This window comes from Enterococcus sp. AZ015, assembly GCF_050499225.1.
In the GTDB taxonomy this organism is placed as follows: Bacteria; Bacillota; Bacilli; order Lactobacillales; family Enterococcaceae; genus Enterococcus_D; species Enterococcus_D entomosocium.
On record NZ_JBMHEX010000001.1, the window covers coordinates 2,988,927 to 3,011,888 of the forward strand.

23 protein-coding genes and 2 other annotated features are annotated in these 22,962 nt (G+C 41.7%); of the genes, 7 read left to right on the top strand and 16 right to left on the bottom strand.

Going from position 1 to position 22,962, the window contains the following annotated elements:
• Window positions 1-166 precede the first annotated feature (166 nt).
• Window positions 167-371 (bottom strand) — a binding site (T-box leader).
• A 189-nt stretch (window positions 372-560) separates the two neighbouring features.
• Window positions 561-995: an acyl-CoA thioesterase gene (locus IGK85_RS13945; RefSeq protein ID WP_008379539.1), complete on the top strand. Its 435-nt coding sequence runs from the start codon at window positions 561-563 to the stop codon at window positions 993-995.
• Window positions 996-1,085: 90 nt separating this feature from the next.
• A complete protein-coding gene (locus IGK85_RS13950; RefSeq protein WP_008379536.1) occupies window positions 1,086-1,256 on the top strand; it encodes a hypothetical protein in 171 nt (56 codons plus the stop codon).
• 68 nt (window positions 1,257-1,324) lie between these two features.
• Here the strand turns inward: IGK85_RS13950 and IGK85_RS13955 are convergent, their stop codons facing one another.
• The 14 genes from IGK85_RS13955 to nox all read right to left on the bottom strand — a co-directional run bounded on the left by IGK85_RS13955 (window position 1,325) and on the right by nox (window position 15,921).
• Window positions 1,325-1,963: a PepSY domain-containing protein gene (locus IGK85_RS13955; protein ID WP_008379532.1), complete on the bottom strand. Its 639-nt coding sequence runs from the start codon at window positions 1,961-1,963 to the stop codon at window positions 1,325-1,327.
• Window positions 1,964-2,070: 107 nt separating this feature from the next.
• Entirely contained in the window at window positions 2,071-3,429 is a 1,359-nt protein-coding gene (locus IGK85_RS13960) for a sensor histidine kinase (protein ID WP_008379530.1), read from the bottom strand.
• A complete protein-coding gene (locus tag IGK85_RS13965) occupies window positions 3,419-4,126 on the bottom strand; it encodes a response regulator transcription factor (RefSeq protein ID WP_008379528.1) in 708 nt (235 codons plus the stop codon). Before IGK85_RS13965 ends, IGK85_RS13960 begins: the two co-directional genes overlap by 11 nt.
• A 142-nt stretch (window positions 4,127-4,268) precedes the next feature.
• Complete coding sequence (locus IGK85_RS13970; RefSeq protein ID WP_008379527.1) at window positions 4,269-5,705, bottom strand: ABC transporter ATP-binding protein; 1,437 nt, start codon at window positions 5,703-5,705, stop codon at window positions 4,269-4,271.
• Window positions 5,702-6,403 carry an energy-coupling factor transporter transmembrane component T gene (locus IGK85_RS13975; RefSeq protein WP_008379524.1) on the bottom strand — a complete coding sequence of 234 codons (702 nt, stop codon included), beginning with the start codon at window positions 6,401-6,403 and terminating at the stop codon, window positions 5,702-5,704. Before IGK85_RS13975 ends, IGK85_RS13970 begins: the two co-directional genes overlap by 4 nt.
• Window positions 6,400-6,999 carry an MptD family putative ECF transporter S component gene (locus tag IGK85_RS13980; RefSeq protein ID WP_005233871.1) on the bottom strand — a complete coding sequence of 200 codons (600 nt, stop codon included), beginning with the start codon at window positions 6,997-6,999 and terminating at the stop codon, window positions 6,400-6,402. The genes IGK85_RS13975 and IGK85_RS13980 overlap by 4 nt, the downstream gene beginning before the upstream one ends.
• A gap of 602 nt (window positions 7,000-7,601) precedes the next feature.
• Window positions 7,602-7,760, bottom strand: coding sequence for a hypothetical protein (locus IGK85_RS13985; protein ID WP_225869312.1), 159 nt, complete (start codon window positions 7,758-7,760; stop codon window positions 7,602-7,604).
• Window positions 7,761-7,841: 81 nt separating this feature from the next.
• On the bottom strand, window positions 7,842-8,429 hold the full coding sequence (locus IGK85_RS13990) for a hypothetical protein (RefSeq protein WP_008379520.1): 588 nt from the start codon (window positions 8,427-8,429) through the stop codon (window positions 7,842-7,844).
• A 35-nt stretch (window positions 8,430-8,464) separates the two neighbouring features.
• The gene (locus tag IGK85_RS13995) at window positions 8,465-9,364 is read right to left on the bottom strand and encodes a hypothetical protein (protein ID WP_008379518.1); all 900 of its coding nucleotides are present in this window, start codon (window positions 9,362-9,364) and stop codon (window positions 8,465-8,467) included.
• A gap of 25 nt (window positions 9,365-9,389) precedes the next feature.
• Entirely contained in the window at window positions 9,390-12,521 is a 3,132-nt protein-coding gene (locus IGK85_RS14000) for an RNase A-like domain-containing protein (protein ID WP_429972318.1), read from the bottom strand.
• 589 nt (window positions 12,522-13,110) lie between these two features.
• Window positions 13,111-13,470, bottom strand: coding sequence for a 50S ribosomal protein L20 (gene rplT, locus IGK85_RS14005; RefSeq protein WP_003128653.1), 360 nt, complete (start codon window positions 13,468-13,470; stop codon window positions 13,111-13,113).
• A 63-nt stretch (window positions 13,471-13,533) separates the two neighbouring features.
• Window positions 13,534-13,734 (bottom strand): 50S ribosomal protein L35, encoded by a 201-nt coding sequence (gene rpmI / locus IGK85_RS14010; RefSeq protein WP_003128650.1) that lies wholly within the window; start codon window positions 13,732-13,734, stop codon window positions 13,534-13,536.
• 60 nt (window positions 13,735-13,794) lie between these two features.
• Window positions 13,795-14,316: a translation initiation factor IF-3 gene (infC, locus tag IGK85_RS14015; protein WP_005228103.1), complete on the bottom strand. Its 522-nt coding sequence runs from the start codon at window positions 14,314-14,316 to the stop codon at window positions 13,795-13,797.
• A 47-nt stretch (window positions 14,317-14,363) separates the two neighbouring features.
• Window positions 14,364-14,487: a sequence feature (ribosomal protein L20 leader region), on the bottom strand.
• 99 nt (window positions 14,488-14,586) lie between these two features.
• A complete protein-coding gene (nox, locus tag IGK85_RS14020) occupies window positions 14,587-15,921 on the bottom strand; it encodes a H2O-forming NADH oxidase (RefSeq protein WP_008379508.1) in 1,335 nt (444 codons plus the stop codon).
• Window positions 15,922-16,253: 332 nt separating this feature from the next.
• Here nox and IGK85_RS14025 point away from each other — a divergent pair, with 332 nt between their 5' ends.
• The gene (locus tag IGK85_RS14025) at window positions 16,254-16,889 is read left to right on the top strand and encodes a pentapeptide repeat-containing protein (protein WP_005233801.1); all 636 of its coding nucleotides are present in this window, start codon (window positions 16,254-16,256) and stop codon (window positions 16,887-16,889) included.
• Here the strand turns inward: IGK85_RS14025 and IGK85_RS14030 are convergent.
• Together IGK85_RS14030 and IGK85_RS14035 are read right to left on the bottom strand one after the other, a co-directional pair.
• Entirely contained in the window at window positions 16,886-17,791 is a 906-nt protein-coding gene (locus IGK85_RS14030) for a magnesium transporter CorA family protein (RefSeq protein WP_008379505.1), read from the bottom strand. The genes IGK85_RS14025 and IGK85_RS14030 overlap by 4 nt on opposite strands.
• A 90-nt stretch (window positions 17,792-17,881) precedes the next feature.
• On the bottom strand, window positions 17,882-18,526 hold the full coding sequence (locus tag IGK85_RS14035) for a deoxynucleoside kinase (RefSeq protein ID WP_008379503.1): 645 nt from the start codon (window positions 18,524-18,526) through the stop codon (window positions 17,882-17,884).
• Between the two features lie 305 nt (window positions 18,527-18,831).
• Here IGK85_RS14035 and mvk point away from each other — a divergent pair, with 305 nt between their 5' ends.
• Genes mvk through fni form a run of 4 tightly spaced genes read left to right on the top strand, consistent with a single transcriptional unit; the run spans window position 18,832 to window position 22,911 of the window.
• A complete protein-coding gene (mvk, locus tag IGK85_RS14040; protein WP_008379501.1) occupies window positions 18,832-19,764 on the top strand; it encodes a mevalonate kinase in 933 nt (310 codons plus the stop codon).
• Window positions 19,757-20,755, top strand: a complete 999-nt coding sequence (gene mvaD / locus IGK85_RS14045; RefSeq protein WP_008379498.1) for a diphosphomevalonate decarboxylase — start codon at window positions 19,757-19,759, stop codon at window positions 20,753-20,755. Before mvk ends, mvaD begins: the two co-directional genes overlap by 8 nt.
• Before the next feature lie 36 nt (window positions 20,756-20,791).
• Window positions 20,792-21,874 (top strand): phosphomevalonate kinase, encoded by a 1,083-nt coding sequence (locus IGK85_RS14050; RefSeq protein ID WP_005233792.1) that lies wholly within the window; start codon window positions 20,792-20,794, stop codon window positions 21,872-21,874.
• Window positions 21,871-22,911 (top strand): type 2 isopentenyl-diphosphate Delta-isomerase, encoded by a 1,041-nt coding sequence (gene fni / locus IGK85_RS14055; protein WP_008379495.1) that lies wholly within the window; start codon window positions 21,871-21,873, stop codon window positions 22,909-22,911. The genes IGK85_RS14050 and fni overlap by 4 nt, the downstream gene beginning before the upstream one ends.
• Window positions 22,912-22,962: the final 51 nt, after the last annotated feature.

Below are 22,962 nucleotides of genomic sequence, written 5' to 3' on the forward strand. Positions count from 1 at the left end.
TACTGTTCATCATCTATTCTGTCTTGCTCCGCAAGCCAACCCCAGTGATTCCTAGTATGGTTACTACGCTCCCTGTGGTCGCCTAGTACTGTTCATCATCTGCTCTGTTCCGCTTTGCGGACCAGTCGCAGTGATTCACAGCAAAAAACTCGCCCTTGTTTTTTTATACAAGGGCGAGTTTTGATTACACGCGGTACCACCTAAATTCGAGAAATGTTCTTCTCCTCTCGATTAACGCTCGGTCACGGAACAGCTTTTCTTCTGTTCATCTCCAGATTGTCTTTCCTTTACACGTCCTAAACTGCTTTCAGCCGGGGCAGTTTTCTCTTTTAAGGAATAGAATAAAGTACTCGATCCTTCACTGATTTTTGATATTATCTATAAACTACAAGAAAGCTATGAAAAAGTCAAGGTGTTTCACTGTCTTTTTCACTCCGCTGCTCTCTAGTAGCGTTTTCTCTAGTAGTCAACGCAAAGAAGTTACCCTTCTGTTTGCTTTTCTTTCTTTTTGCGTTATGCTGAATAACGAAGGTTTTGTTTCTATGAAAGGAGCTGTTTTTATGTCTTTATATTCAGGCTATATCCGTCAACCACACTACTATGAGACCGATCAAATGGCGATCATCCATCACGCCAATTATATCCGCTGGTTTGAAGAGGCCCGCGTGGAATTACTGGCGTTTTTGGATTTACCATATCATACCATCGAAGAAGCTGGCTTGATCGTTCCTGTGCTGGAAGTCAGTGCGCAATACAAAACGATGATTCGTTACGAAGATGAGGTGCGAATCGATGTTTTGGTCGACAAATATACGGGCACGCGTTTGGATTTTCGCTATGAGATCTACAAAACTAGCGATGGTCAGTTGGCTACGACAGGGACTTCAAAGCATTGTTTTTTAGCAAAAGAGACCAATCGCATCGTGCAGCTGAAGCGTAGTTTTCCTGAAATCCATCAACGATTTGCTGATTATGCTGCCCTGTCAGGAGAATAATCAATTCTGATCACTCATTTAAGTCAAAATCCTTGCTTTTTGAAACGGCTTTCGTATAATCAAAAGTAATTTCAGGGAAGGATGATGGCGATGTACGTGATTAAAGTTTTGCATGGTTACATTGGCAAAGATGGTCGTCGCACTCGTGAAAAAATTCCAGACAAGTTATGGGTCTTTGAAGATCGGAAGCAGTCCGAAGCATTTGCAGATAAAATTGGTGGTCGCGTCAAACCGTTAACTGAAGTCAAACAGCATACGTAAAGAAATAAGCCGTTATCGTCTTTTGCGCATAGACGATAGCGGCTTATCTTTTTTACTGCGTAAAAGGATTAGTCATCCAATTCTGTTTCAAGTACTTCACCTGTTTGGGCATTGATTTTCACATCTGTTTGTTTGTTGCCATCTTCTACTTTGACTTCCCAATAGGTTACATTCATTTCTTTGTCTAAGGACCAATCTGTTGCTTGACCACCGCCAGCTTCTTTCACGGCGATATCAGAAATTTCTTCCAATGAAAGCAAGTTGGTTAGGTCCAATTGATCGGCATCTTTTTTGACACCGTTTTGTTCATCGGTATCCAATTTTTCCGTTCTTTCTTCAGAAGTTTCTTTGGTTTCTGCATCGATCTTTAATTCAAACTCATTCGTGTCATCCACGCCTTCTACTTGGTAGAAGTAATTGCCAAAAGAAGTATCCAAATCAATCGAAGTGATCGCTGCATCTGGGTATTTGTCTTGGAATATTTTGATCGCTTCTTCTACGGTCACCGTAGGTAAGCCGCCATTGGCGATCGCTGCACTGCTTGAAGAGCTGTCTGTTGCTTGTGACGACGTTGTTTCACTCGATGAGGCAACTGCTGTGCTTGAGCTGCTGTTTTGCGCAGGTTCTGAATTTCCCGTGTTGTTTTGTGTACATCCTGCCAATAATCCTAATGCGGCAATTCCGAATAAAATAGTTGTTTTTTTCATGTTTCATTCCTCCAATTGTTTGTGTATTCCTTTTTTCTATATATTTAGAATAACAAGTTCCCAAAGAAAAAGAATCAAAATTGCTTGAAGAAAATCTAAAAAAATCTTCATCTTTCTCTTTCATTTGGAAAGGCAAGTTTAAAGATACTGCCTTGCGGTTGATTGTCTATCACGGTGATTTTGGCATGATATTTGTCTGCCAGCTGTTTTACCAGTGAAAGCCCAATGCCTGAACCGGCAATCTGGCTAGAACGAGAATCTTCTACCCGATAGAACCGTTCAAAAATCAAGGCTTTCTTGTCATCGGGAATCCCAATGCCAAAATCGGCGACGGTTAAAGACAACTGCCTTTGCTCTTGTGTCAAGGTCACATGAATCGGCTGATCAACAGGCGAATACTTCGCGGCATTTTCTAACAGGTTTTGGATGATTTGCTGGAAGTCACGTTTATGTCCTCGCTTCATACATTGGTTCTCCACAAAATATTCAATCGATTGCGGAACGATCGTCGCTTGTTTTTCACACTCTTCTCGGACGATCTGGGAAACATTAACAAGGGTCATTTCTTCTTGGGATTGATTTTTTTCTAGGTCTAGCAATTGATTGCTCAATGTTTCCAAACGCTTCGACTCTTTGTCAATAAATGCCATCGAGGAAGGAATGACTTCGGGATGTTTGGTTCCACGCCGCTGGATCAATTGGACATGTCCGCGAATCGCAGCCAAAGGTGTGCGCAGCTCATGGGAAGCATCGGCAACGAATCGTTTTTCCCGTTCGATCGTCTCACGCTGTTCTTTCAACAATTTATTGAAAGCCAAGGCCACCGAACGAATCTCGATGGGTTCTTCAGACACTGACAATTCTCCTTGTCGGCTTTGTTCAATGGCAGCAATTTCTTGCGCCATGCCAGTAAGCTTCTGGCTCCATTTCCCGACACTCCAATAAATCAGCAGACTGCCCACCACAACAGCGATCAGATTCAAGAAACTGCTGATCATAAAGAGACCATAGGCTAATTCCACACTATCCTCCCCATTGATAGCGATCGTCACCTGATCCCCATCGACTTCTTGGGTTTTCGTGTAATAGATGCCCTCCTCTGTAAAAACGATGTCTTCGAGAAACGGCATCACTCGCCCTTGATTGATATCGGTAAAAATCTCTTCCGCATCTTCTGATGAAACGACACTGCCATCGGCTAAGATCACTTGCAGGGCGTCTTCTTCATCTGCCGAGACATAGGCATTGACGAGAGTGTCCCAGGTATCCCCTGATGCCTCACCTTTTTCGATGGCTTCAAGAATGTTGCTAGCACGATTTTCGATATGTTCAAACAAATAACCTACGGATAATAAAATAAACAGCAGATTGAAGAGAATCAGCAGACCAAAGAGTATCAAGGAAAAGCGGCTCGTCAATTGAAACTGGGCTGTTTTTCTACGTTGGTTGACTGACTTATTCTTCATGGTCGGTCCTCAAGACATAGCCTAATCCTCGAACGGTTGCGATCATTTTGCCTTTGCCGCAAACATCCAGCTTGTTCCGCAGTGTACGGATATAGACATCTACAACATTCGTTTGACCGTCGTATTCATAACCCCAAATCTCATTCAATAGGTCATCTCTGGTTTTGACGACTTCCGGCTCTTTCATTAATTCATATAAAATCCCAAACTCTTTGGGCGTCAACTCAATGGTTTCACCGGCAACCTGAACCAAGTGCTTGGCGATGTCCATCATCAACTCCCCCGCCACTAATTGGTTTTGCTGGTTCTTTTGTTGTTTGGCTTCTCTTTGCAGCCGCCGCTCGATCACGCGAATTCTGGCAAACAGTTCTTCGATTTCAAAAGGTTTCGTTAAATAATCATCTAACCCAACATCAAGCCCCGTCACCACATCGGCGGTTTGATTTCTGGCGGTCATCATCAAAATCGGGATGTCGCTTTCTTTGCGTATCCGCCGCGCCACTGTGATGCCATCATAGATTGGCAGCATCCAATCCAATAAAATCAGATCAAAAGCATTTGCTTGCTGATTGAATAAGGTCAATGCCTCTTGCCCATCTTTGGCCCAGACCGTGTCATATCCCTCAAAAGTCAATTCGGTCTGGATAAAACTGGCTAAACTTTCTTCGTCTTCTACTAGCAAGATCTTCAAAGCCATATGCGCTCCTCCTCTGGTTTTGCTTCTATCATAACGGATTTTTTCAAAACTTCCTAACTGATTGAAAGAAAAAAAACATGAAGATTTTTTCATGTTCGACCAAAAAAAGACGGCATGAACCAAGGTTCACTCCGTCTTTCAGTTATTCCATATTTTTTGCCAGCTGATACGTGCCAACAAGTTCTCCTTTTTCGAGTTGAATCATGTAAGGACATGTTTCAGCTAAAAACTCACGATCATGACTGATCACGGCTAATAAATCAACTTCTTTGGCAACTATTCGCAGTAGTTTTGCGACTTCCTCCATTTGCTGCAAATCTAATCCACTCGTTGGTTCATCGAAAAACAACAAACGTTTGCCAGAAAGCAAGGCACTGCCAATCGCAACTCGTTGTTTTTCCCCACCCGACAAGCTTTGTGGATGACGGGCAAGGAGTGGTGTTAAGTGCAACAATGAGACTATTTCTTCAAAGCGAGCTGGGTTTTGGGCTTTGATCAGCAACTCTTTTTCCACCGTTTCAAAAAACAGTTGCAAGTTGACATCCTGCATCACAAGAAAACTTTCCTGCAGCAGCTGCTTTTGGGTTCGCTTTTGTCCATTGATGGCAAATACTGCTTCTGGGCATTTTTTCAATCCTGACAGGACTTGCACCAACGTACTTTTGCCAGCACCATTTGGTCCAACGATCCCCACAGCTTGCTTCATCGGCAGTTGTAGTTCAGGCAAGTTGAGCGCCCAATTTCTGCTGTTTGCCGAGCGTTTTGATTGCTTGATCTGCAGATGCGTTGCCGTTAATCCAGATTTTTCTGGCAAAGATTCTCGGCAGTGCTGGGCTGCCAATGTCACCTCACCTACTTTTCGCAATCCTAACTCGTGAATTGCCTCCTCCGGCAGTGACAACAGCTGATCTGCTGGATAGGACGCCCGCAACCGCCCTGCTTCTAATAAGCAAAAGCGGTCTGCCAGTGGCGCCAAATACGCCAAGCGGTGTTCGGCGATCACAATGGTTTTCCCTTGTTGTTTTAAAGAAGCCAATCCTTGAGTCAACTTTTGGATCGCTTCTTGATCCAAATTGCTGGAAGGCTCATCCAATAGGAACACATCATGGGGCAACATCGTGGCTGCAGCGAGAGCAATCAGCTGTTTCTCCCCACCAGAAAGGTCAAAGACACTAGCATCAAGCAACGGGGTCAAGGAAAACTGCTGCGCTACTTCGGTGATTCGCTGTCGAATGTTTTCTGGCGCGACGCCCGCATTTTCCATTGAAAAAGCCAACTCCGAATAGACATCCGTGGTGAAAAATTGGGTCTTGGGGTTTTGAAAGACGACGCCAATCGTCTGGGCATAATGGGAGAAATCGGCAACTGGCAAGTCTGTTTCTCCGACACGGATCTTTCCTTGCACTTCGGCGGGATACAGCTCAGGGATCAAGCCATTCAAAACATTGAGCAAGGTCGATTTTCCGCTGCCGCTAGCGCCGCACAAAACGATGACTTCCCCAGCTGCGACTGTCAAAGAAAGCTCAGATAATACGGTTCGATTTTCTCGTTTCACTGACACTTGTTCTAGTGTGATCATCCAAGCCACATCCTTTTCACGATAAAGCCGCCTAATGCTAAAAAGACCAAGCCATCCCACCAGCGCAGCTTCAGTTCGTGGACGGTGGTATGGGGAGTTTCTGATGCTAACCCGCGAACCAGCGCCGTAGCCGACAGTTCGGTTGCGGTCTTTTCAGCCGACATCAGTAATGGGATCAAAAAATACTCCGCACTTTGCAGTGGATGAAGCAAGATCGATCCTGCCGACAGCGAGATGCCGCGAAAGCGCATCGCTTGGCGAATACTTTTGAAATCTTGTACCAATGTGGGGAAAAAACGAAATAAGACTGCCAGCGGGACTAATAATACATTGGGCACGTGCATTTTTTGCAACGCCGCCATCCACTCACTGTTCTTCGTCCCACTAATGGCAAAAGCCGCCGCCATGATCGTTGGCAATAAGCGGCGATAACCGACGGAAAAGAAATCCAGCAACACGATCAATAGGTGGTTTCCTTGGCGAAACAAAAAACTATCTGCCAGTGTCAGCAAGACAAACACGCCATAGAACATCAGGCCTTTTTTCCAAAAGCCGCTGACTAAAAATAGCAGCAGCAAGAACGTGACAAAGACAAACTCATCGATCCAGCTAATGGACACCATCATAGTAAAACTAGCAAAGAGAATCACCGCCAATTTGCTGCGGGGATCAAACCTTGTTTTCGACACATTCCTCACCCTTTATGCGATTGGATCGTTGGTTGAAAATGTTTTTCCATCAAGCGGCTACCAATGCCTAAACCAGCCACCGCACCAATCAAAACGGCCAATGCACAAAGCCCCAACATCACATTGGAGGTATGAGCAAACACACCGGCAATGTAGGTTTCATCTTTTCCGCGAGCCACTAATGAATCGATGTAGGCATTTTTCATAAACCACAGGGGCAAGATCGGGCCCATCAAGCCAAAACTAAAGACGATATAACTCGCCAGTACGCGAACGTTCTCTTTGAGCTTTGTTTTGTATTGAATCAAATCAGCTGTTAAGGCACAAATCATATTGGGCAAAAAGGCCAATGGAAAATGTCCTGAAATCAAAAAAAAGAGCCCTACCACGGTACCCATAATGGTGATTGCGCCAAATTTCGGTACTTTATTCAATAAAATCAGATAGATAATGCCAGAAAACAAAGCGGTGACTGCTGGAATAAATAAATTATGAAAACCTGGGATCACAAAACGCAAAATCAATAGACAGACGCTCATTAAAAGAAAATAGATCGCTGTATAGATCCCCACTGCAATTAAATCTTGAACCTTTAGTTTTTTCACTGCGTATACGCTCCTTCTTGCAAGCAATCAATGAAAAAAACGTTGCTGCTTGCTTGTACAAACTTATTTTTACAAAGCCTCAGTATAGCACAAAGCAGACGTTTTTATGGGGAGATATGCTTATCAACAGTCGATTTTCTTCTAGAACAGAACCAACAAACAGACGTGACTTCTGAATGGCTCCATTTCAACACACAGGGACCTTTAAAGATCCACTAATGGAAAAATGATGCTTTCACACGCTTAGTTGTTTTCTCCTCTTCCCATCTTTGCGAAATTAATGAATAATAGATAAAGACAAACATTAAAAATCAGCACAGACTCTTCATCATTTTCTTTATTAAGAAACCAGCAGGTGCTTCTAAAAAAAAACAATAAGAAAGCTGACTGTCGCTTATTCGTTGAAGAAAATCAACGCTGTACTGCTGTGTAAACAGCATAAACCCAACTGTAAAAACATTTTGACACTTGATTTCAAGGCATTGTCAAAGACATTTGATCGTTAGAACACAGACATTGGCCTAAACTAATGATAGAAGGAGCGGATAAAATGAACTTAAGCAAACAAATAAAAAAACATCGGGAACGATTAAGTCTCTCTATTAAGGTAGCTCAATGATATCTTCTCGCACGCCGAGAAACAGATAGCTGATGGTTTTACTTGCTTCATCGACAATCTTAAAAAGTTTGGTATTGCGTTGCTCTGTCCAGCCATTCTCTGGTTTATGGCTAAAAAGATAGCATGCTTTCTTGAGCTCCATTTCCCACTCTTCTTGTGAGAAGGCTTGAATTTCCAGTTTATGGTACTGAATAGCAACTGTCTGCTTTATATTTGGATAGTATTATTTTCGATCAAGAAAATGGGCATTTTGTTTCTGAATCCACTGATCATAAAATTTCTGCCATTCTTCAGCATTTTTTATTGTTATCGTTTCAACGTCTTCATTGAATAGATGTCGAAAACCATCGTATTCTTCTGATTTATGCTTCTCAGCAACTGTTTCAGTACCGGAGAATTTTTTATCTTTTCCCCCTATCACTGGTTCAAAACAATAGAATATATAGCCAACTTTATCTTTAAAACGTTCAATATAAGACCCCTTTACAAAAATTGTCTCAGCGAACAAAAGAGTGCGTTCTTTTTCCTGTGCAGGGGTCCAATGATCTTTTTTTCTATGCCTAAATTGATAGTAAAGCGGACGGATATGTTCTTCTAGCTTCTCCGTTGTTTCTTCATCATAGAAATATCTCCATCCTTCAAGATAAAAAACATAGTCTTGATCCTTTTGGTCTTGATTGGCTCTATAGGTTTCTTTTTGCCCTTGATAATATTTGCTTTCTTTTTTCTCCATTTGGGCATACCAGTTTAGTAGGTTTTGCATATATGTTAAATCTTTTTCTTCTATGTCTTCATAATATACGTTGCGCATTTATTTTCTTCCTTTGTAGTAATTTCAGCTCCCCATCAACACTCTATCTCTTGACTATAAAACCACACATTTGCACCTTCGTTATTCAGCAAATCAATAATGTCTTCTCGAATGCCTAGAAAGACATAGTTGATCACCGTGCCACTTTCATCAATCACTTTAAATAACTTGGTACTTCGCTGTTCGGTCCAGCCGTTTTCTGGTTTGTGACAAAAAATATAGCCGACTTTCTTGAGTTCTGCCTCCCATTCTGGCTGCGTCTTTGCTTGAATTTCTCGTTTATGGTATTGAACAGCTACTGTTCTGTTTATCGCCTTATTATACCTTCTTTTTTCTATGAACCATTGGTTTTGATCTATGAGCCATCGATCGTAAAACATACACCATTCTTCCCATTCATGGATAGTAACTGTCTCAATATCTTCGTAAAACAAATGGCGGAATCCATCATATTCTTCTTTTTTCTCTTGCTCCTCAACAGCTGATTGCATTGGAGAACCTGAATTGTCATCATTGGAGAAATTTTTATTCTCTATCCTAATAATCGGTTCAAAACAACAAAATAAATAAGTAATACGATCTTTAAAACGTTCAATAGGTGAGCCCTTCACTAAAATTGTTTCCGCAAATAAAAGCTCTCGCTCTTTTTCCTGTTCTGGCGTCCATTGGTCTCCTTCTCTGTGGACAAACTGATAACGAAGACTTTCGATATGTTTTTTTAGCTTCTCTGGTGTTTCTTCATCATAACCATATCTCCATCCCTCAAGATAGAAAATATAGTCTTGATTCTCTTGATCTTGATTGGCTGTATAGGTCTCTTTCTGTCCTTGATAGTACTTACCTTCTTTTTTCTCCATTTCGGCATACCAGTTTAGTAGGTTTTGCATATATGTTAAATCTTTTTCCTCTATGTCTTCATAATATATGTTACGCACTTGTACTCTTCCTTTCATTATTCGTTTAATCACCCATTTTATAAACTGGATAACTCGTCAATACTCTAAATCCTTTTTCAGAGGATGAAGGCATCAGAAACAGTTGATTATTCCTTAGCGGACTCCAAGGAACATTATTACTATTATATCCTTTCCCCAACGCAAACGGAGTATCTACAAATTGTCCTTTCTGCTTACCTACATTCTGAAAAACTTCTGGATGTTTCAGCTTGGTCACATTGATGGCAATCAATGCTTCCACTACCCCGTAGTAAGTGGAACTAAACAAGAGATTGTCTGTATTCAGACGATTTTTCAAGTATGCATCCGACTTCATTACATGTTTTTCAATTGTATGTCCTCGTTTATTGCCTTGTCCTTCCAACTCGTCTTGGACTAAGTCTTTGAATGTATACCATTCATATTCATCCTCAATATTATCAATTCCTAATTCATCAAGATCTGCCAAAATCTTATAGATAGCCAATTTACTGGCCCCTGCAGCAGATTTTCGGATATCATCTGGGATAACACTTTTAGGCAGTTCTTCTCCAGTTTCGGTGTTTTTGATTTCACCCGTCTCATCATTTACTCCATAGGTTTTCCCCTCATAGGAAACGATCCCGTGGTAGGTGAATTTTTCAAGCTCTTCCCAACTACCAGTTTCAAATTCTCGAAAAATAGACGGGGTTGTTAATTGTAACTGATTGGTATGGATCAGATGTGCTGCGTAGTAAACGACCAGCGTTCCAGCCATCGCTAGAAGTAAGGTTGACCCGGTAATCACAAATCGCTGTTGTGGACCAAAATTGACTATTTGAGCATCTGTATAGAACTGACCATTTCCAACATATTGTAGCGGCGCCGAAAGGGACGTACTTCCTAATGGCAGATTGCCAACATTAGGAAATGTTTGCTCTCTTAAATTGGTGCCCAATAAGTAGTTTTTACCAAACATTGCATCTAAAACTGGATGGCTTCCTCGCGAGGTTCGCCAAATTGAATTTAACTTATTTGAAACACTTACTGCTGTTGGTAATTGAAGTGGTCGATGGTGGGGAGCATATATGTCGGTCAATTCTTGATGAAACACACCATTTAAGTAGATATGTGTTCGCTCTGGATTGGTATCAATTGAAAGCTGGAAATCATTGAACTGGTGTCGCCTGATTTGTAGCGTTGTTTCAGCCGTAATATCCGTCATCACAATATAGTAGCTGCCAGCAGGTAAATCAAGGGTAACGGTATTGTTAGAGCCTGAGTACTTTCGATCAAATACCTTCGTTTCATTTTCTTGATAGACTGTTAATCTTTGACCTGATCTACCTCTCATATCAAAATCTAGTCTGGTTGTCTCATCTAGTGTAAGTGAAAAATATTGGTTTTTGATAGATCGACGACCCTCGTTAAAGAAACGCCAAGGTTGGATATGATTATTCTTTTTAGCAACAAGCAAATCAATACTGTTCGGAATAACAATACTGATTTCATCTTCTGACCAGTGATTAATCCAATTCAAAAAATAGTTTAAGTCCTTGTCTGCACACGGATCATAGCCGCTTGGAACATCTTTATAAAATTCAAAAAATTCTGGTCGCATTGTAAAGTAATAGCTTTGACTTGATTTATACCTGATTTGGTTTGCTCCAGGATCTCCTCCTGTAAGCGTAAAACGAGGTCTTTCCATTTTTATTCTTGAAGGAGGCATTCGGTTGATTACTTTTCCATAGGAATATCTTCCATCTTTAGAACGAATCAAGAAGTAACTTTCTTCGTTTAAAAGAAGATACTGAGTACCAGATACATTATTATTACTTTTTACTTCCAAGTCCTTCGTATGGTCTTTTTCTTCAAAGCGGTCATCTATTCCTTTATTCGACCTTCTCACATAATGATCAAGCGTCATATACTCTTTTTCTACAATACTGATTTCATCTTCCGACCAGTGATTAATCCAATTCAAAAAATAGTTTAAATCTTTATCTGCACATGGGTCATAGCCTTTTGGAACATCTTTATAAAATTCAAAAAATTTCGGATGCATCTTAAAATAATAACTTTGACTCAATTTATATCTGCTTCGATGGGCTCCAAGTTCTCCTCCTATATGCGAGAATCGCGAGCCGGATATACTCCCGACCGAAGAAGGAAGATACACAGTTTTTCCATATGAATATTTCCCGTCTTTAGACAGAACTAGGAAGTATGCTTCTTGTTTTAAAAGAGTATGTTGGTTTCTTTCTGAGCGTATGTCTGTTTCTAAGTTCAAATTATTCGTATAATCCTTATCACCCCAATCACTCTGCAAATTACTTCTAAATAATTCATCGAAATCAGCGTGTCTTACTGTGGTATAAGAATTTTCACCATTTACTTCATTTGGTTCTGAGTATACTTCTTCATCAGATTCCGATTTTTTGTCACTTTTATCAGAATCACTAGATGTCGCATCCTCAGAATTTTCATCCATACTAACCCCTTCAACATTTTCTTTTGACTCTTCCGATTGTTTATTTTCCTGCGATTCTTTACTAGTCGAAAAATCGTGATTGGTTTCTTCTCTAGAGGATGTACTTTGTTGTGAAGATTCAAGTGCTTTTTGATTTGACTGTTCTTGCTTTACTTGGTCCTGATAATCAGTAAATAAATCTCGAATAATTATCGTTTCCTCTAAATCGGAAAGCAATTCAGATAAATCAGCTGGTTTGTTCAAATACAGGTCGTACCAAGTTTCATCAAAAAAACCATACCAAGCATAGTTGACGATAATAAAGGTCATAGGTGAGGTTGGTTTTGTCGTTTTACTATGATTTTGGATAAAGTCAGCTACTTCTGATGGTGCTAGTTGCCAACTGCTTTCATCAATCAATTGATGAAAGTCCCCATCTTTAAAAACGGGAAAATATTTTTGGTAATCCAACTGTCCTTCTACATAAAATCGAATATTGATTGGATTTAAGAATACCCAGTCTTCCTCTTGAAAAATCTCGGACAGTTGCTCTTTCTCAGTCGAGAAATCTACTTGTTCTGCTGGCTCAGATAAAAAGTAAATTCCTCTGCTTGTTTCAATTTCCTCTGCTACAACGATGGATGCTGGTAAAAAATAAGGAATCAATAACCCCAATACACTCCATAAAATCAACAAACGCTTTTTCATTTTTCATCTACTCCCATTTTGAATCAGTTTATTCATCCTGTCCTATTCCTATGGCGAGTATTTTTTTGAATATTCTGAAAAATGCACCTATTTAAAATTCTAATTTTCTATGTATTACATATATTTTGCAAAACCCGATTCACATTGGCTATCCAATGTTCTTTCCATAACCTCCTTGTATCATCCTCTTTTCGAACTAAGAAAGCCATTGACACAGCCATAAAACATTGTACATCGACTGCTGATAATGACTTAAAGTTAATCCTATATTCACAATAATTATATTATTTGGGTATTCTTTTGTCAAAAAATACTTTTATTTTTATTTTTCACAGCAAATAACGACCTATTTATTAACAATAAACTACTTCCGACACCTTAAATTATGCGACAAAATCGATCAGTTTCTTTATATATTTATCCGCTTGATTTCTATGATTAATAAAAAATTTTTAATCAAGAAACACGCTTTATTCCTTTGATTTGCGTACTAAAGAAAGTACATCAGTAAAGGATCGCACTGTTTTGTAAAAAAGTATAAAAAAAACCCCGCTCAAAGAGCGGGGCTAACGTTGTTGCCAACGATTGATTATTTGTTTAAAGCGTCTTTTGCTTGGTCAGCTAATGCAGTAAATGCTGTTGCATCGTTTACAGCCAAGTCAGCTAACATTTTGCGGTTGATGTCGATTTCAGCTAATTTCAAGCCGTGCATCAATTTTGAGTAGCTTAAGCCATTCATACGAGCCGCTGCGTTGATACGAGCGATCCACAATTTGCGGAAGTCGCGTTTCTTTTGACGACGATCGCGGTATGCGTAGTTGTATGAATTCATTACTTGTTCTTTTGCTGTTTTAAATAGAGTGTGTTTAGAACCGTAGTAACCTTTTGCTAATTTAAGCACTTTTTTACGACGTTTACGAGTTACTGTTCCACCTTTAACACGTGCCATGTATAATTCCTCCTAATATGAAAATCGATAATTGTTTGTATACGTGAAGCTTGGGTTACGCAATTATTTCATGCGTGCTAGTTGTTGACGGATACGTTTGTAATCGCCAGCTGAAACCATTGAAGCTTTACGCAATTGACGACGTTGTTTTTTTGTTTTGCCGTGGAAACGGTGACTGGTAAAGGCACGGAAGCGTTTCAATCCGCCGCCGCCAGTGCGTTTTACGCGTTTTGCTAATCCGCGGTGTGTTTTTTGTTTTGGCATAACTAATTTCCTCCTCAAAATCTTTCGTTATCTGACTTTAAACTGAAACTCAGTGAGTCATTATTTATCGTTTTTTGGTGCTAATACTAAGAACATACTGCGGCCATCCATTTTTGGCTTTTGCTCAACAGTTGCCAAATCAGCAGTTTCTTCCGCCAAACGATCTAACACTTTCTGACCAATTTCTTTATGGGTAATGGCACGGCCTTTGAAACGGATCGAAGCTTTCACTTTGTCCCCTTTTTCAAGGAATTTACGTGCATTACGCAATTTTGTGTTGAAATCATTGACGTCGATCGTTGGACTTAAACGAACCTCTTTAATGTTGATTACTTTTTGTTTCTTACGAGCTTCACGGTCTTTTTTCTGTTGCTCAAAGCGGAATTTCCCGTAATCCATAATTCTTGCTACTGGCGGCTTAGCATTTGGTGCCACCAATACCACATCAAGGTTTGCTCGTTCTGCAATTTGCAATGCTTCAGCTTTACTCTTTACACCAAGTTGTTCGCCGTTTTGATCAATCAAACGCAATTCACGTGCACGAATGCCGTCGTTTACCATCATATCCTTTGCTATGGTCATTCACCTCCGAGTTTTTTGAGAGAAAGAAAAGCTTGTCGATTCGAAATCAGACAATAAAAAAACGAGTTCTTCACGAACCCGCACGTACTCCACACAAATAAATGGTAGGAATCCTATTCTGCCCAGCGATATCTTCACTCAGGCGAGAAGCGGGTGCTTCTGCTTTTATTTCTCAACTTTTATAGTATACTGCTTTTTCCTCTTATTGTCAACAGTTTTCATGATTGTTTCAAAAAAAAGCCGGAGCATACGCTCCGACTTTCGTGTTTCTTATTCTGCTTTCAACGCAGCCATCGTGATGTAGTTGTATGGTTGATTGAAGTGAGGCAAGAAGAAGATATCTAATAGCTTCATCTTGTCGATCGTTACGCCTTCTTCGATCGCTAGTGAGAACATGTGGATGCCCATTGCGATTTCAGATGTTCGTGATGCCATTTGTGCACCAACGATGCGGCGTGATTCTTCTTCATAGACGATGCGGATTTTAACCGTCGCATTTTCTTTCATGAAGCCTGGTTTTTGGGTATCTTCGTAATCAGAGTATTTCACTTTCATGCCATTACGTTCGGCAGCTTCGACTGACAAGCCAGTTGAAACCATGTTGTAGCCGAAGATCGAAATCCCGTTTGATCCTTGAACACCTGTTGATTCTAAAGAAGTTCCGCCGATATTATGGGCAGCGACGATCCCTGAACGTACGGCATTCGTTGCTAATGCGATATAAGTGGTTTGTTGCAAAGCATTTGAGTACACAGTTGCACAGTCACCGACTGCGTAAACATCTGCATCGCTTGTCCGTTGATGGCGGTCCACTAAGTACGCGCCGTTAGCAAACAATTCCAAATGATCTTTGCCTAGCTCATTGTTTGGTAAGAAACCGATCGCATTGATCACTAGATCAACTGGGTATTCGCCGTTGTCTGTTACAACTGCTTCTACTTTCTCTGTTCCTTTGTATTCACGTGCTAATTCACCGAAATGCAATTCAATACCATTGTCAGCTAAGTTTTTGTCCATATCTTCTGTGAACCATTTGTCGTAGTAGTTTGGCAATGCCCGTGTCGCTGCATCAAAAAGCAACACATTTTTACCACGGCGTTTTGCTGCTTCAGCAATTTCAACACCGATGTAACCAGCACCGATAACGGCAACGTTTTTCACGTCTTCTGAGGCTAACTCTTTATCAACCGTTTGTCCATCTTGGAATTTTTTCAAGAAATGGATGTTTTTCAAATCACGTCCAGGTACTTTGGGTGAGATCGGAACAGATCCAGTTGCGATGACAACTTTGTCATAAGATTCAACGATCGTTTCACCTTCACTGGTCACAGCGTGTACTTCTTTTTTCTCAAAATCGATATGGTCAACCACTGTTTCCATATGGATTTTTGCACCTTTTGCTTCAAAATCTTCACGTTTTGTATAGAACAAGCCTTCGTATGAATCGATTTGACGTCCAACCCATAAAGCAGTCCCACAACCTAGGTAGCTTAAGTTTGTATTACGGTCGATCATTACGACCTCTTGGTCTTTGTAGTTATCTAATAGTGTATTGGCAGCAGCAATCCCCGCGTGGTTTGCACCGATAATAACTGTTTTTGTCATGGAAAATTTCCTCCTTTTGTTTACATTGTCATTATAGCTCGCTTGTGAATTTGAAAACTATCAACTTTTTCGCGATTTTAAAAATTTGTGACAGTTTTTCGTTGATATACGTCACTTTCAGCGGGTTAAGTTTCTATATCAAAATTATTTTCGTCTTGCAAGTAAAAAGATTGTGAAAAAATATGTATTAAAAATCAAAGATTTTCCTTGTTATAAAAGCATTCTGCAAACCGATTGAATAAATTTCACAATACCCTGCCGCTTTTTCGTAACTATCGCGGCATCGATTCGCCGTGTTATACTGAGAGAAAAACATACAGGATGGGATCTTGATGAAGAAAAAAATCGTATTGCCACTACCGCCCTTATTGTCGGCATTAGAGCCACAGGATTTTTATTTAGAAGAAGAACTGCTTTTCGAAGGGGGGGTGTTCGAAGGCGGTGATTATAGCTATGATACTTGCAAAAACCTTATCTTGAAGCAATGTCATTTCAAGAAAGTGACGATGCAAAAAACACGCTTGAGTCAATGGGAATGTCAAAATGTCCTCTTTGAGAACTGCGATTTTTCTAATCTGGAATGTTTTGGTGCCAGCTTTCATCGTGTTCACTTTAAACAGTGTAAATTGACTGGTACGAATTTTGCGGAAAGCTATTTCCGTGACTGTACCTTTGAAGATTGCGTGGCAAACTTTGCTTCTTTTAGCAATACCAATTTACGGACGATGCTGTTTCGTCAGTGCCAACTAAACGACAGTGAGTTTTATGAGATGGATTGGAAACACTTGACGCTACAAGAAAACCAGTTGAACAATAGCAACTGGTTTCACACAAAATTAGCAACTTTAGATTTTCGGACCAATCAATTTCAAAAGATCGCGTTGTCCTTTGAACACTTGCGAGGACTAACAGTCGATCAAGAACAAGCCTTGGTCATCGCCGCCGGTCTAGGTTTGGTGATCGACTAACGAATTCTGCGCCATAAAGCAATCAACATCCAGACGGATAACACTAAACTGATCAACAAGGCAATACCCCAACCGAAAATACTATTGGTAAAAGGCAGCGGAACATTCATGCCAAAGAAACTGGTGACGATGGAAGGCACAGTCAATAAGAGGGACCAAACGGTCAAAAACTTCATGGTATCATTCAAGTTATTGTTTAATAGATTATTGTAGGTACCAGACAATTGTTCCAAAATTTGGAATGCCAGTTGGGTCATTTCCACTGCCTGTTTGGCTTCGATCAAGGCATCATCCAGTTGTTCCCGCTCATCATCATCCATCAAACGATAAATGGATAATGCTTTGATTTGCTCCAAGAGGACCGCATTTTGTTTCGTGGCAGACACTAAAAAAACCAGTCCAACTTCCAAATCAGACATTTGCAGTAAGTTTTTATTGGTTGTTTTTTCCCGTAGTCGCTGATTCAAGCGAATCCGCTCACTATTGACTTCTTCGACTAACGGAAAAAACGTGCCAGAAATCAAGAACAAGCTTTGAAACAAAAAATGAATGGGCGTTTGCAGCGGGTTTTGCAGGATCAAGCGCTCCATCATTGGAATCACATAACGGGTATTGTGGGATGCAAAAGTAAAGAGTTGCTTCCTTTTTAAAATAAACGTCATCGGGCTGGTCTCAAAATGATTTTCACGCTTTTCTTGCTGAGGTACATTGAAAACCAGCAGCAATGCTTCCTCTTCGGCATCATATTCGACCCGCGCGCGTTCGTTTTTATCTAAAGAGTACGTAAGCATCTCGTCAGACAAATGATATTGTTTTTGCAGTGCCATCACGCTTTTTGCGTCTTGTTGGTCGACTTGAATCCATTCATAGTTTCCGTCATAAAAGACATGTTTGTTTTCCACAATCCATCCTCCACTCTTGCTTTCTTCTATTATAAAAGAAAACAGCCAGAAGCCCAATCAAAGGACTTTCCTGGCTGTATTGGCTATTACTTATTTACGGGCGTCTTTCAAGGCCTCTTCCACCATCGTTAAAACGGCCTGTGCCGCTTGCGGGTCTTCGACAAAATTGAATTGATCGCCATCGATCTGGATCTTTGGACTCTCATTGTACTCTTCGTACCATTGATCGTAGCGTTTGTTCAACTCTTTGTAATAGTCGTATAACGAAGGATCAAAGGTCAACTGCTCATATTCCCGCCCACGTTTTTCAATACGCTCGAGCATCGTTTCAAAAGAAACGCGAATATGCACCAAAAGATCTGGATGCTTTTTGTGGGCTGCATACGGCAGCTCTTCTAACATATTGGCTAACAATTCATCATAGACTTTGACCTCGGTATCGGTCGCTCGCCCAAGGTCCGCATTTAAATGGAACAACAGTGAATCCTCATAAATGGAACGGTCCAGGACGTTATTGTCGTCTTTCATGGCTTGCTTGATACTTTCAAATCGTTTATTTAAGAAATAGATTTGCAGTAAAAACGCATATTTATTTGGATCTGCATAAAATAATGGTAACACTTCATTGTCATCGATCGATTCATAAAAGGCTTGACTGCCAAAATGATTGGCGATCAATGCGGTCAAACTTGATTTACCGGCACCAATCGTTCCTGCTAATACGATCACGCTCATATCCCCCAACTCACTCATCACTAAATATTGTATGTTGCATTTGCGATATCAACTATACAACACTATATCTTGTGCCGTCAACTGAAACTTTTGAAGCACAGATCAAGAATTTTTTCAATAAAAGTTTAAAGATTTTTGCTTTTTTTTGAAATCTCATACGGAATGCTTAACGAAAGAGCCTTCTTCTAGTAAAATAGGAAAGGATCTTTAATTAAATTGTGTTTTTGTCAGGAGATAGTTACAATTGACTGACAAACGATAAATGAATCATGTGGGGTAAGCTCCCTAGAGAAATGAGGAAAATAATGTCAATTGGTACTGGCATAGCTACAGGAAAAATCATCTTAATGGGTGAACATTCAGTTGTTTACGGTGAACCAGCAATTGCTTTCCCTTTTGCGGGAGCAAAAGTACAAGTCGAGATTACAGCAAATGAAACAAACACCTTGATTTCAAGTTACTATCACGGTCTGCTTGAAGAAGTCCCCAGCCACTTAAAAAATGTCAAAGACTTGCTGCATCGTCTGCAACAAGACTTCCACACGGGTCCTTTTGCAACCTCCATCGTCAGCACTATCCCTTCTGAACGGGGAATGGGTTCTAGCGCGGCGGTCGCTGTTGCACTGACTCGCGCTTTTTTTGATTGGATCAAAAAAGACTTTACAAAAGAAGAATTGATGACCTATGTCAACTTTTCTGAAAAAATCGCTCATGGCAATCCTAGCGGGATCGATGCTGCGGCAGCCAGTGGGACAGATGCCATTTACTTTATCAAAGGGCATCCCATCACTTCGTTTCCCCTCACGATCGACGGTTATTTGCTCGTCGCTGATACTGGAATCAAAGGGCAAACGAGAGAAGCAGTCAAAAGTGTCGCCCATCTTTTTGAAACCAGCAAGCAGCTGGCTAGTCAAGCAATCCAGCGTTTAGGGATCGAAACCAAAAAAGCTAAAGAGGCCATCATAGCCAATCAATTAGAAGTATTAGGTGAAAGCATGAACAACGCCCATCAGGCACTGCAGCAGCTAGGGGTCAGCAATCAGCAACTGGATCAGTTGGTTTCCTTAGCGTTGGCACACGGTGCTTACGGGGCAAAGCTGACCGGCGGGGGCCGGGGCGGCTGTATGATCGCACTAACCAAAACGAAGGAACAGGCTGAGAATATCAGCCGTATTTTATTGTCCGATGGCGCTCGTGCGGCATGGATACAAGGATTAGGAGTTTATGAACATGTATAAGGGAAAGGCTCGCGCCTACACGAATATCGCATTGATCAAGTATTGGGGAAAACAAGATGAAACTTTCATTTTACCGATGAACAATAGTTTGTCCCTGACCCTCGATGCTTTTTACACAGAAACAACGGTGGCTTTTTCACCTGATTTTCCACAGGATTGCTTTACGCTGGATGGTGTGGTGCAAACAGACGCTGCCACAAAAAAAGTTGCGGACTTTTTGGATCTGGTACGAAAAAAAGCGGACTGCCCGTGGTATGCCACGGTGGAAAGTCAAAACTTCGTCCCAACCGCTGCTGGACTTGCCTCTTCTGCCAGCGGATTAGCGGCCTTGGCGGGTGCCTGTAGTGAAGCACTGGACTTAAACTTGTCGGAGCAAGAGTTATCCCGTTTGGCCCGTCGCGGTTCTGGTTCGGCGTGTCGGAGTATCTACGGCGGCTTTGCTGAATGGCATCAAGGCACCGATGAGACTTCTTTTGCCACGCAAGTGCCGTCGAATGGCTGGGAAGAAGAATTGAGTATGATCTTTATTTTGATCAACGCACAAGCCAAAGAAGTCTCCAGTCGTGAGGGGATGCGCCGAACCGTTGAAACCTCGAGCTTTTATCCAGGCTGGCTTTCTGCCACTGCCACCGATCTCGTGAAAATGAAACAAGCGATTGCCGAAAAAGACTTTACTGCTTTAGGGGAAACGACCGAGGCCAACGCCTTGAAAATGCATGGAACGACCTTAGCCGCCGAACCACCTTTTACTTATTGGGCTTCTGAATCTTTACGAGCTATGGAATGTGTCCGAATGCTGCGAAAAAAAGGATTGGCTTGCTATTTCACGATGGATGCTGGTCCCAATGTCAAAGTTTTATGCCAAAAACAAGAAGAACAAACGATTTTACGTGAATTAAGTGCTCACTTTGCCTCAGAACAATTAGTAACTGCTCACGCGGGCAAAGGATTAGCCTTTTTACCGGTGGAAGAATCTTCTGCCATCAACTAAGAAGCCATTAAGAAGCCATCGATTAGGAGTGTCGAAATGATTGAACTATCCGTTCCCGGAAAACTATTTATTGCTGGTGAATACGCCGTTGTCGAACCTGGTCATCCTGCAATCATCGTTGCCGTTGACCAATTTATTACAGTCAATGTGGAAGAGGCCCGTAAAAACGGCAGCATCCAGTCTGCCCAATACAGCGACCTGCCGATTCGCTGGACGCGTCGCAAAGGCGAATTAGTCTTAGACCATCGGGATAATCCTTTCCACTATATTTTGGCAGCCATTCGTCTGACGGAAAAATATGCCCAAGAAAAAGGCATCCCCCTTTCCTTTTACGATTTAAAAGTGACCAGTGAACTGGATAACTCGAATGGTCGCAAATATGGCCTCGGTTCCAGCGGTGCCGTGACTGTTGCCACGGTCAAAGCATTGAATCTGTACTATCAAATGGAAATGGATCGGTTGACCCAATTCAAAATTGCGGCTCTTGCCCATCTCGCTGTTCAAGGCAATGGGTCGTGCGGTGATATTGCGGCCTCTTGTTATGGCGGCTGGATCGCTTTTTCAACCTTTGATCACGACTGGGTCTTAGCCAAACAAAAGGACCATACCTTAACAGAATTGATCGCTTTCGATTGGCCAGGATTATCGATCCGTCCCTTGACGGTTCCGAAATCGCTTCGACTATTGATTGGTTGGACAGGCTCTCCTGCCTCTACTTCTGATTTAGTGGATCAAGTCTATCAATCCAAAGAAGAAAAAGAAAACGCCTATGCCGCTTTTTTAGCAGCCAGCAAAGACTGCGTCAATCGATTGATCGACGGCTTCTTAAATGAAGACAGTCGCACGATCAAAAAAATGATCACGGAAAATCGAAAGCTCCTGCGAGAGTTGTCTGCACTAACTGGTGTACCGATTGAAACCCCCGCACTTAAAAAGCTTTGTGATCTAGCAGAAAATTATTGTGGCGCAGCCAAATCTTCTGGTGCCGGCGGTGGCGATTGCGGCATCGTGATCGTTGACCAGAAAACCGGTATTTTACCATTGATGAGTGCGTGGGAAAAAGCCGAGATCACCCCATTGCCGCTGCATGTTTACCATTACCGGGAGGACCTATCATGAATCGAAAAGATGAACATGTTTCCTTAGCAAAAGCGTTCCATAAAGAACACAGCAACGATTTTGATGCAGTTCGCTTGGTCCACCAGTCCTTTCCGCAAATTGACGTGACTGATGTGTCAATTACGACGACTGTCTTTGACCGCTCATTTTCCAGCCCTTTTTTCATCAATGCCATGACAGGCGGCAGTGAAAAAACCTTAAAAATCAATCAAGAGTTAGCAGAGATCGCGCAAGCCTGTGATTTGATGATGGCAACCGGCTCCGTTTCGGCTGCCTTAAAAGACCCAAGTGTCGCCGATTCTTTCCGTATCGTCCGTAAAGCCAATCCTGACGGCTTCTTATTAGCCAATATTGGCGCGGGCAGTCCCGTTGAAAATGCACAGCGGGCAGTGGAACTCTTTGGTGCCGATGCCTTGCAGATCCATCTGAATGCACCGCAAGAATTAGTGATGCCAGAAGGCGATCGTCAATTCAGCCAATGGCTGTCCTTATTGGAAAAAACGATGGCTTCTGTTGCCGTTCCGGTTGTCGTAAAAGAGGTCGGCTTTGGGATGTCCCGTGAAACGATCCAGCAGTTACTGGCGATCGGCGTACAAACGATTGATGTTGCTGGCAGCGGCGGCACAAGTTTTACTCAAATCGAAAATGCTCGTCGAAAAAAACGTGAATTGGCGTATTTAGACACCTTTGGTCAATCCACCGTGATTTCCTTGCTGGAAGCAAATGAGATCCAACAGCCCTTTACCCGCATCGCTTCAGGCGGGGTTCGGGATGCTTACGATATCTTCAAAGCACTTTGCCTTGGTGCCGATAGCGTAGGACTATCCGCCACGATCCTCGTGCTGCTTTTGTCAAAAGGCAAAGAAGAAACCATCGCCACCTTACAATCATGGAAGGAACAGCTGCAGCTGCTCTACACAATGGCAGGACAGACAAGCACCAAAGACCTTACCAAGGTTCAGCTGATTTTTTCTGGTGCTGTCAAAGAGTGGTGTGAAGCACGCCAGATTCCCTTAGCAAAGTATAGTTTGCGTTAAGCGATCCAATCGCTGACTACCACATCGAACAAGCAAAAGTAGTACAATTCG

What these genes read in the sequence shown, in the direction of transcription:
- IGK85_RS13945 (WP_008379539.1), top strand. Translation starts at nt 561, where the DNA reads ATGTCTTTATATTCAGGCTATATCCGTCAACCACACTACTATGAGACC.
- IGK85_RS13950 (WP_008379536.1), top strand. Translation starts at nt 1,086, where the DNA reads ATGTACGTGATTAAAGTTTTGCATGGTTACATTGGCAAAGATGGTCGT.
- IGK85_RS13955 (WP_008379532.1), bottom strand. Translation starts at nt 1,963, where the DNA reads ATGAAAAAAACAACTATTTTATTCGGAATTGCCGCATTAGGATTATTG.
- IGK85_RS13960 (WP_008379530.1), bottom strand. Translation starts at nt 3,429, where the DNA reads ATGAAGAATAAGTCAGTCAACCAACGTAGAAAAACAGCCCAGTTTCAA.
- IGK85_RS13965 (WP_008379528.1), bottom strand. Translation starts at nt 4,126, where the DNA reads ATGGCTTTGAAGATCTTGCTAGTAGAAGACGAAGAAAGTTTAGCCAGT.
- IGK85_RS13970 (WP_008379527.1), bottom strand. Translation starts at nt 5,705, where the DNA reads ATGATCACACTAGAACAAGTGTCAGTGAAACGAGAAAATCGAACCGTA.
- IGK85_RS13985 (WP_225869312.1), bottom strand. Translation starts at nt 7,760, where the DNA reads ATGGAGCTCAAGAAAGCATGCTATCTTTTTAGCCATAAACCAGAGAAT.
- IGK85_RS13990 (WP_008379520.1), bottom strand. Translation starts at nt 8,429, where the DNA reads ATGCGCAACGTATATTATGAAGACATAGAAGAAAAAGATTTAACATAT.
- IGK85_RS14000 (WP_429972318.1), bottom strand. Translation starts at nt 12,521, where the DNA reads ATGAAAAAGCGTTTGTTGATTTTATGGAGTGTATTGGGGTTATTGATT.
- rplT (WP_003128653.1), bottom strand. Translation starts at nt 13,470, where the DNA reads ATGGCACGTGTTAAAGGTGGAACAGTAACTCGTAAACGTCGTAAAAAA.
- rpmI (WP_003128650.1), bottom strand. Translation starts at nt 13,734, where the DNA reads ATGCCAAAACAAAAAACACACCGCGGATTAGCAAAACGCGTAAAACGC.
- infC (WP_005228103.1), bottom strand. Translation starts at nt 14,316, where the DNA reads ATGACCATAGCAAAGGATATGATGGTAAACGACGGCATTCGTGCACGT.
- nox (WP_008379508.1), bottom strand. Translation starts at nt 15,921, where the DNA reads ATGACAAAAACAGTTATTATCGGTGCAAACCACGCGGGGATTGCTGCT.
- IGK85_RS14025 (WP_005233801.1), top strand. Translation starts at nt 16,254, where the DNA reads ATGAAGAAAAAAATCGTATTGCCACTACCGCCCTTATTGTCGGCATTA.
- IGK85_RS14035 (WP_008379503.1), bottom strand. Translation starts at nt 18,526, where the DNA reads ATGAGCGTGATCGTATTAGCAGGAACGATTGGTGCCGGTAAATCAAGT.
- mvk (WP_008379501.1), top strand. Translation starts at nt 18,832, where the DNA reads ATGTCAATTGGTACTGGCATAGCTACAGGAAAAATCATCTTAATGGGT.
- mvaD (WP_008379498.1), top strand. Translation starts at nt 19,757, where the DNA reads ATGTATAAGGGAAAGGCTCGCGCCTACACGAATATCGCATTGATCAAG.
- IGK85_RS14050 (WP_005233792.1), top strand. Translation starts at nt 20,792, where the DNA reads ATGATTGAACTATCCGTTCCCGGAAAACTATTTATTGCTGGTGAATAC.
- fni (WP_008379495.1), top strand. Translation starts at nt 21,871, where the DNA reads ATGAATCGAAAAGATGAACATGTTTCCTTAGCAAAAGCGTTCCATAAA.